The sequence below is a fragment of the Protofrankia sp. CiP1_Cm_nod1 genome, from assembly GCF_920888515.1.
In the GTDB taxonomy this organism is placed as follows: Bacteria; Actinomycetota; Actinomycetes; order Frankiales; family Frankiaceae; genus Protofrankia.
On record NZ_CAKKTM010000332.1, the window covers coordinates 21,865 to 30,085 of the forward strand.

Genomic DNA, 8,221 nt, shown 5'->3' on the forward strand with positions numbered 1-8,221 from the left:
CCCTGCTAATGTTGAACAAACAATTGTTTCAGAAAGAGTGAGAACGATGGCATATATCACCCCAGTACTGGACGACTACGCGAAGAAATACCAGAACATACGTCTCGAACGTAAAGACGGAATCTTAGAGCTGACCGTCCACAGCGAGGGCAAGAGCCTGGTGTGGACGTCCAATGCCCACGACGAGCTGGCCTACTGCTTCGCCGACGTCGCCTGCGATCCCGAGAACAAGGTCGTCATCATCACCGGCGCCGGCGACTCGTTCTGCTCGGAGATCGACTTCTCGAGTTTCGGCCTCTCGACCGCGATCGACTGGTCGCAGATAATCTTCGAGGGCCAGCGGCTGCTGAACAACCTGCTCGACATCGAGGTTCCGGTGATCGCCGCTATCAACGGCCCGGCCACCATCCACCCGGAGATACCGGTCCTGTCCGACATCACGATCGCCGCGGACACCACCACTTTCCGGGACTCCCCGCATTTCCCGTCCGGCATCGTCCCCGGGGACGGGGCACACGTGACATGGACGCACGTGCTCGGGCCGCAGCGCGGCCGCTACTTCCTGCTCACCGGCCAGGAGCTCGACGCCCACCAGGCGCTGGACTACGGCGTGGTCAACGAGGTGCTCCCGGCCGAGCAGGTCCTCCCCCGCGCGCGCGAGATCGCCGAGAACATCGCGGCCAAGCCGCCGCTGGCCCGCCGTTACACCCGGGTGGCGCTGACCCGCGAGCTCAAGCGGCTCATGCACGAACAACTCAGCCTGGGCCTCGTCCACGAGGCGCTCGCCGCGCTGTCGCTATGAGCAGCATGACGCTCTCCGGTTTCAACCGTCTCAGGCGGTACTTCGAGGACTTCGCCGTCGGGGACGCCGTGCGCACCCCCGGCCGCACCGTCGACATCGGGGACATCACCACCTTCGCCGGCCTGACCGGGGACCACTACCCGCTGCACGTCGACGAGGAGTACGGCCGCACCACCCGCTTCGGCGGCCGTATCGCGCACGGCCCGCTCACCTTCGGCTTCGCGGTGGGGCTCGTCGCGCTCTCGGGCTTCCTCGGCGAGGCGATCGTGGCCTTCCTGGAGTGCCAGCACCTGCGTGCGCTGGCGCCCGTGCGCCCGGGCGACACCCTCCGGGTGCACGCGGAGGTCGTCGAGAGCGAGGCCGGCGCCAACCCCGGATACGGGACGCTGCGCCTCGACTACAGCGTAGTCAACCAGAAGGACGAGGAGGTCATGCGGTTCCGCATGGTCCTGCTCGCCCGCCGCCGGCCACCCGTGGAGGACAACGGTGCCTGACAGTGATCCCGCTTCCGGTGCCGCCACGGCGAGCGCCCTGCCCGGCCGCGGCTCGCCGGAGGAGGCCGTCTTCATCGGCCTCGGCGAGCTGCCGTCCGGGCGCTACCCGGACCGCCCGTTCATGGGCCAGCTCGTGCACGCCGCGGTCGCCGCGGTCCGCGACGCCGGGCTCACCGTGCCCGACATCGACACCATCCTGCTGATCCCGTGCCTGCACTCCTTCGCGGACCAGGCCGATCTGATCTTCTCGCGGCTCGTCGAGGAGCTGGGGCTGCACGGGCGGGCCAAGAGCAGCTTCATGCTGCACTCCGGCGGCTCCACCAGCGACAACACGATCCGTTCCGCCGCGGGGCTGATCGCCAGCGGGCACGCGCGCAACGTCCTGGTCGTGCAGTCCGAGAAGTGGGGCTCCGCGCCGGTCGGCGAGATGATCGACATGCTCACCGCCAACGGCATCCCCCGCGAGTGGGAGAAGCTCTCCGGGCTGACGTTCAACGCCGTGGGAGCGCTCATCACATGCCGTTACATGGCCGCGAGCGGCTCCACCGCGGCGGACATGGCGTCGGTCTGCGTGGCGCTGCGCGAGTGGTCCCGGCTGAACCCCAACGCGATGTACAGGGACCGGACGCTCACCGTCGAGGAGATCCTGAACTCGAAGATGGTGACCGACCCGCTGCACGCGCTCGAGTGCCCCATGCTCGCCGACGGGGCCGTCGCGTTCGTCATGACCAGCGCCGGGAACGCCCGCCGCGCCGGCAGGGACGCCTGGGTGCGCATCGCCGGATCCGGCGGCTGCGTCTCCCACTACAGCATCGGCCAGGAGGCCGATCTCGCCGTGCTCGGCTGGGAGAAGGCCGGGGTGGACGCGTACGAGCAGGCCGGCTGGGGCCCCCAGGAGGCGGATCTCGCCGAGGTCTACGACTCCTACGCCGCGGTGCTCACCAGCGGTCTCGAAGGGCTCGGGCTCGCGCCGAAGCACGAGGCGGCCCGGATGTTCGCCAGCGGCGAGTTCTCACCGGGCGGGCGGCTGCCGGTCAACACCAACGGCGGGCTGCTGTCGGCCGGCCACACCGGGGTCGGCGGCGGCAGCGCACTGCTGGCGGAAGGAGTGCGCCAGCTGCTCGGCAGGGCAGACCCCTCCCGCCAGGTCGCCGGCGCCACCCGGGCGGTCTGCGGCGGCACCGGCGGGACCTACATGGACAGCCAGGTACTGCTGCTGGAGGGGGTGGCCCGGTGACCGACACCGGCATGGAAACGCTCACGGAGCCGTACTACGAGGCGCTGAAGCGCGGTGAGCTCGTCGTCCAGCACTGCAAGGCGTGCAATCGCAACATCATGTATCCCCGTCATCTCTGCCCGTTCTGTTACGAGACAGATCTGAGCTGGGTCCTGTCGTCCGGCCGGGGTGTGCTGCACAGCTACGCGGTACAGCGGCTGGGGCCGCCCAGCGGATTCGAGGACGACCTTCCCTACGCGGTCGGTGTCGTCAAGCTCGATGACGGTGTTCAGCTGCTCGGCCGACTGTGGCCCGATCCCGACGGCGAGTGGAGCGGCTATTCCTGTGACGGCCGGGTCGAGTTCCACGGCGCGGACGCTGTCGAGATCGGGCGCCGTCCCGTTCCCTGGTTCCGCCGGGCCGGCTGAGAATCCGGGATTTCCGCCCGCCGCGGGCCGGCCCGTGGCGCTCCGGGAACCACGGGCCGGTATTCCGCCGGCACGGACGTCGGACAGAACCGGCGGGCCGACCGGCAATACCGGCCGGCCCGCCGGCAATGCTGACCGGCCGGCCTGACCGGCAATACCGACCGGCAATACCGACCGGCAATACCGACCGGCAATGTTGACCGGCAATGTTGACCGGCAATACCGACCGGCAATGCTGACCGGCAATGCTGACCGGCCTGACGGCAATGCTGACCGGCCGGCCTGACCGGCGAGGAAGGGTGCGCTCATCATGGGCAGGGTACAGGTCATCGGCGTCGGCATGATCCGCTTCGGGCGGGATGTGCGCCGCGGTGAGCGGGCCATGGTCGAGGAGGTCGTCGATCTCGCGCTGAAGGATGCGGGGATCACCGCGTCCGACGTGCAGCGCGTCTTCTCCGGCAACGCGGCCGCGGGCCTGGTGTCCGGGCAGGAGATGATCCGCGGGCAGGTGGCGCTGCAGGGCACCGGCCTGGCCGGGGTCCCCCTGGTCAACGTCGAGAACGCCTGCGCGTCCAGCAGTTCGGCGGCCGGTCTGGCGTTCGAGGCCGTCCTGTCCGGGCGCTGTGACGTGGCACTGGTCATCGGTGTCGAGAAGCTCTCGCACACCGAGAAGTCCCGGGCCTTCGACGCCCTGCGGGGGGCCACCGACGTCTCGGCCGTATCCCCCGCGGCGGACGGGCCGGCCACGAGCTCCGTGTTCGTCGACGTCTACGCCCAGGAGGCCCGGAAGTACCTGGCCGAGTACGGCGCGACGGCCGCCGATCTCGCCGCGGTCGCCGTCAAGAACCGTCGGCACGCCTCGCTCAACCCGCTGGCCCAGTTCCAGAAGCCGCAGACGGTCGAGGAGGTGCTGGCCGGGCGTGTGATCGTCGACCCGCTGACCCTGCCGATGTGCTCGCCGACGACGGACGGGGCCGCCGCCGCCGTACTGTGCTCGGAGAACTACGCCCAGCGGCTGGGCCAGGCCGGGTGTGCGGTACGCGCGACCCGTCTCGCCGCCGGTGCCGGGCCCGGCTCACAGCCGGTGGCCGCCGCCGCGGGCGCGGCGTTCGACGACGCCGGCCTCGGGCCCGACGACCTCGACGTGCTTGAGCTGCACGACGCCGCCGCGCCCGCGGAGATCCTCCAGTACGCCGACATCGGCCTGTGCGCCCCCGGCGAGGGGCACCTGCTCCTGCGCTCCGGCGCCACCGCCCTGGGCGGGCGGCTGCCGGTGAACGTCAGCGGGGGGCTGCTCAGCCGCGGGCATCCCATCGGGGCGACGGGCTGCGCGCAGCTCGTCGAGATCTACGACCAGCTCACCGGACGGGCCGGCGGCCGGCAGGTCGAGGGGGCCCGGGTGGGCATGGCCGTGAACGCCGGCGGCTGGCTGGCGGGTACCTACGCGGCCGCGGTCGCGACCATCCTTGAGAAGGTGGCCTGACGATGGGCAAGCGAGTCGATCTGGAGACCCTTTTCCACGAGCAGGTGGCCGACGGGGTCGTGCTGGTGACGCTCAACCGTCCGGACCGCGGCAACGGTGTCGTGCCGGAGCTCGTCCGCGACCTGCTGGCGGCGCTGACGGCGCTCGAGGCCGACCGCACGGTGCGCTGCCTGGTCCTCACCGGTGCCGGCCGGCAGTTCTCCGCCGGCGCCGACCTGAAGGCGATGCGGGAGTACATCGACCACCGGCTCGCCGTCGAGCAGGAGCCCTACAACGCCCGGGTGCTCTTCCCGGTCACCCAGCGGGTCGTCGCCTCGCGGCTGCCGACAATCGCGGCGATCAACGGCGGCGCCACCGCGGGCGGCCTCGATCTCGCCCTGGCCTGCGACCTGCGGATCGCCTCGACAGTGGCCAGGCTGGGCGAGACCTACATCAACATCGGGCTGCCGCCCGGCAACGGCGGGACGTGGTTCCTGCCCAGGCTCCTCGGCTCCGGCCTCGCGGCCGAGCTGGCCCTGACCGGCGAGCTGCTCGACGCCGCCCGCGCGCTCGAGATCGGGCTGGTCAACCGGGTGGTCGAGCCCGACGAGCTGATCCCGGCCGCCGTCGAGCTGGCCTCGAAGATCGCGGCGAAGTCCTGGCGGGCCGTCGAGGCGACCAAGCAGGCGCTGCGCTCGGCCTGGCAGGTCGATCTCGCCACCGCGATGACGACCAGCTACTGGAGCGTGGCGGCGCTGCACCACGGCCCCGACCTGTCCGAGGGCATCGACGCCTTCCTGCAGCGCCGCCCACCCGTCTTCAACCGCCCGGCCGGCCCCTGACGGAAACATCCGCGCCGGTTGCCCGCGCACACGGCGGGGCGGGGCGGGAGTATTCCGGACGGTCGCCGTGGGCGGCGGCGCCGGTTGCCCGCGCACACGGCGGGGCGGCCTGAAACTCCAGGTCATCCGCTGGGCGGAACAGCGGGGACCGGCTGCTGGACGGACCAGGCGGCGGGCAGCGCCAGGACCATCGTGAGCCCGCCGCCGGGGGTGTCGTCGGTGACGAGGGAGCCGCCCATGGCCTCGGCCAGGCCGCGGGAGAGGGCGAGGCCGAGCCCGACACCAGTGGTGTTGTCCCGGTCACCGAGGCGCTGGAACGGCTGGAAGACCCGGTCCCGGTTCTCCGCCGGGATACCGGGCCCACGGTCGATGACCCGCAGCTCGACCCTGTCCTCCAGCGCGCTCGCGGTGATGACGGGATGGGTCCCCGCCGGGGAGTGCCGCAGGGCGTTGGCGGCGAGGTTGACCACGATCCGCTCCAGCAGCGCGGGGTCGGCGTAGATGTCGGGCAGGCCGTCCGGCACCTGGATCTCCACCGTCCGGCCGGGTGCCCCGAGCTCGTCGAGGGCGTGCGGGACGACGTCGTCGAGACCGGTCTGGCGGGGGAAGACGCTGAGCACCCCGGCCTGCAGCCGGCTCATGTCCAGCAGGTTGTCGACGAGCCGGCTGAGCCGGTCCATGGACTCGTCGGCGGTGGCCAGCAGCTCCGCCTGCTCGTCCGGCGTCCAGACGACGTCCTGGCTGCGCAGGCTCGCGACGGCCGCCTTGGCCGAGGCCAGCGGTGAGCGCAGGTCGTGGCTGACCGCGGCCAGCAGGGCGGTGCGCACCCGGTCCGCCTCGGCCAGCGGCCCGGCCTCGGCGGCGGCTTCGGCGAGCCGGCGCTGCTCAAGGGCGAGCGCGGCCTGCACGGCGAACGCGGCGAGTATCCGGCGGTCCGCGGCCGGCAGTGGGCGTCCGCGTAACACCAGGGCGAGGTTGTCGCCGACCGGCACGTCCACGTCGCCCTCCTCGGGACGCGCGCACGGGTCGACGCCCACGCTGTGGACGGCACGCCAGCCCCGGCCGCCCGGGCGCGGCGGCCTGTCACCGTCCGTGGCGATGGCTGCCCGCGCGTCACCCGCTCCCCCGGTGCGCCGTACATCCTGCCCGTCCTGCCCGTCCTGCCCGCCCGGTCCGCCCGGTCCGCCCGGTCCGCCCGGTCCGCTGTGCGCGCCGTGCCCGTTCTGCCCGCTCCGCGTGTCATGATCGCTCTGCTCGCTGTCATCCGTGCGCTCGAGGAGGGTCGCGGCCGTCATCCCGAAGGTCTCCCGGACCCGTTCGAGCAGGGCCGGCAGCGCGTCCTCACCGCGCAGGACGCTGCCGGCGAGCACGGACAGGGTGGCGGCCTCGGCGGAGGCCCGCACCGCCTGGGTGTACCGGCGGGCGGCGAGGTCGACCACCCTGCTGACCATGATTCCGACAAGGACGAAGGCGACCAGCGCGAAAGCGTTGTTGCGTTCCGCTATCGTCCAGCGGTGGTGGGCGGCGAAGAAGTAGTAGTTCAGCAGCAGGGAGCTGGCGACCGCGGTGAGCAGCGCCGGCCAGAACCCGCCCACCAGCGCGGTGACCACCACCGCCAGCAGGTAGACGAGGACGTCGGTGGTCACGTTGAGTGAGCCCCGGGAGTGCGCGAGCGCGACTGTCAGCAGCGGCAGGAGGACCGCGGCCATCGCGGTCGCGATCAGCCGGCGCCGGGGCCGCAGCCCGTGGGCGAGGCGCGGCAGGCGCCATCCCCGGCCGGCCTCCTCGTGGGTGACCATGTGGACGTCGATCGACCCGGACAGTTTCGTGGTGGTGACGCCGATCCCGGGGCTGAGCACCTGGGCGAAGCGTCCCCGCCGGCTGGCCCCGAGCACCAGCTGGGTGGCGTTCTCCGCGCGGGCGAAATCCAGCAGCGCGGCCGGGACGTCGTCGCCGATGACGTGGTGGTAGGTGCCGCCGAGGCTTTCCGCCAGCGCCCGCTGGCGGGCCAGCGCCCGGGGGTTCGCCCCGGTCAGCCCGTCGGAGCGGGCGACATGAACCGCAAGCAGGTCGGCGCCCTTGCTGCGGTCGGCGATCCGGACCGCCCGGCGGATCAGCGTGTCGCCCTCGGGCCCGCCGGTGAGGGCGACGACGACCCGCTCCCGAGTCTCCCAGGTGCCGGATATCCCGTGTTCGGCCCGGTACCGGTCAAGCTGCTCGTCGACCTTGTCAGCCACCCACAGTAACGCGATCTCCCGCAGCGCGGTGAGGTTACCCACCCGGAAGTAGTTCGACAGCGCCGCGTCGATCTTCTCCGGGGCGTAGATGTTGCCGTGGGCCATCCGCCGGCGCAGCGCCTCCGGCGCCATGTCGACCAGTTCCACCTGGTCGGCCTGGCGGACGGCCTCGTCGGGCACCGTCTCCCGCTGCGCCACCCCGGTGATCGTCTCGACCACGTCGTTGAGCGACTCCATGTGCTGGATGTTGACGTTGGAGATGACGTCGACACCCGCGTCGAGGAGCTCCTGGACGTCCTGCCAGCGCTTCGCGTTGCGGCTGCCGGGGATGTTGGTGTGGGCGAGCTCGTCGACGACCGCGACCGCGGGCCGGCGCGCGAGCACGGCGTCGACGTCCATCTCGGTGAACGTCGAACCGCGGTAGGAGATCTCCCGACGCGGGACGACCTCCAGCCCGGCGAGCAGGGCGGCCGTCCGGGGACGGCCGTGGGTCTCGACGAAGCCGACGACCACGTCGGTGCCCCGGTCCCGCCGCCGGTGCGCCTCGTCGAGGGCGGCGAACGTCTTGCCCACGCCCGGCGCCGCACCGAGGTAGACCCGCAGGGTTCCCCGACTCACGACGTCCATCGTGCGCCGTTCCCGCCATCGTGGCCATACCCGTGCCCGGCCCGTACCGGCGGCGGGCGGGTGCCGGTACGGGCCGGGCGGGCGGGCCGGGCGGGCCGGGCGCGGGCCGTGGG

Annotated in this window: 7 protein-coding genes; 6 read left to right on the forward strand and 1 reads right to left on the reverse strand. The window is 72.1% G+C overall.

Going from position 1 to position 8,221, the window contains the following annotated elements; translation table 11 throughout:
• Positions 1-46: 46 nt before the first annotated feature.
• From NBX02_RS15045 to NBX02_RS15070, 6 genes are all read left to right on the forward strand, one after another.
• On the forward strand, positions 47-802 hold the full coding sequence (locus NBX02_RS15045; protein WP_250282838.1) for an enoyl-CoA hydratase/isomerase family protein: 756 nt from the start codon (positions 47-49) through the stop codon (positions 800-802).
• Positions 799-1,296 (forward strand): MaoC/PaaZ C-terminal domain-containing protein, encoded by a 498-nt coding sequence (locus NBX02_RS15050; RefSeq protein WP_250291848.1) that lies wholly within the window; start codon positions 799-801, stop codon positions 1,294-1,296. Before NBX02_RS15045 ends, NBX02_RS15050 begins: the two co-directional genes overlap by 4 nt.
• On the forward strand, positions 1,289-2,533 hold the full coding sequence (locus NBX02_RS15055) for a thiolase family protein (protein ID WP_250282844.1): 1,245 nt from the start codon (positions 1,289-1,291) through the stop codon (positions 2,531-2,533). The genes NBX02_RS15050 and NBX02_RS15055 overlap by 8 nt, the downstream gene beginning before the upstream one ends.
• Positions 2,530-2,940: an OB-fold domain-containing protein gene (locus NBX02_RS15060; RefSeq protein ID WP_250291852.1), complete on the forward strand. Its 411-nt coding sequence runs from the start codon at positions 2,530-2,532 to the stop codon at positions 2,938-2,940. The genes NBX02_RS15055 and NBX02_RS15060 overlap by 4 nt, the downstream gene beginning before the upstream one ends.
• Positions 2,941-3,250: 310 nt before the next feature.
• Positions 3,251-4,423, forward strand: a complete 1,173-nt coding sequence (locus tag NBX02_RS15065; RefSeq protein WP_250291855.1) for a thiolase family protein — start codon at positions 3,251-3,253, stop codon at positions 4,421-4,423.
• Positions 4,424-4,425: 2 nt separating this feature from the next.
• Positions 4,426-5,244, forward strand: coding sequence for an enoyl-CoA hydratase-related protein (locus NBX02_RS15070; RefSeq protein ID WP_250282851.1), 819 nt, complete (start codon positions 4,426-4,428; stop codon positions 5,242-5,244).
• A 122-nt stretch (positions 5,245-5,366) separates the two neighbouring features.
• Here the strand turns inward: NBX02_RS15070 and NBX02_RS15075 are convergent, their stop codons facing one another.
• Complete coding sequence (locus tag NBX02_RS15075; RefSeq protein WP_250291857.1) at positions 5,367-8,108, reverse strand: ATP-binding protein; 2,742 nt, start codon at positions 8,106-8,108, stop codon at positions 5,367-5,369.
• Positions 8,109-8,221 lie beyond the last annotated feature (113 nt).

Coding starts and splice junctions, on each gene's coding strand:
- NBX02_RS15050 (WP_250291848.1), top strand. CDS start 799: ATGAGCAGCATGACGCTCTCCGGTTTCAACCGTCTCAGGCGGTACTTC.
- NBX02_RS15070 (WP_250282851.1), top strand. CDS start 4,426: ATGGGCAAGCGAGTCGATCTGGAGACCCTTTTCCACGAGCAGGTGGCC.
- NBX02_RS15075 (WP_250291857.1), bottom strand. CDS start 8,108: ATGGACGTCGTGAGTCGGGGAACCCTGCGGGTCTACCTCGGTGCGGCG.
- NBX02_RS15065 (WP_250291855.1), top strand. CDS start 3,251: ATGGGCAGGGTACAGGTCATCGGCGTCGGCATGATCCGCTTCGGGCGG.
- NBX02_RS15045 (WP_250282838.1), top strand. CDS start 47: ATGGCATATATCACCCCAGTACTGGACGACTACGCGAAGAAATACCAG.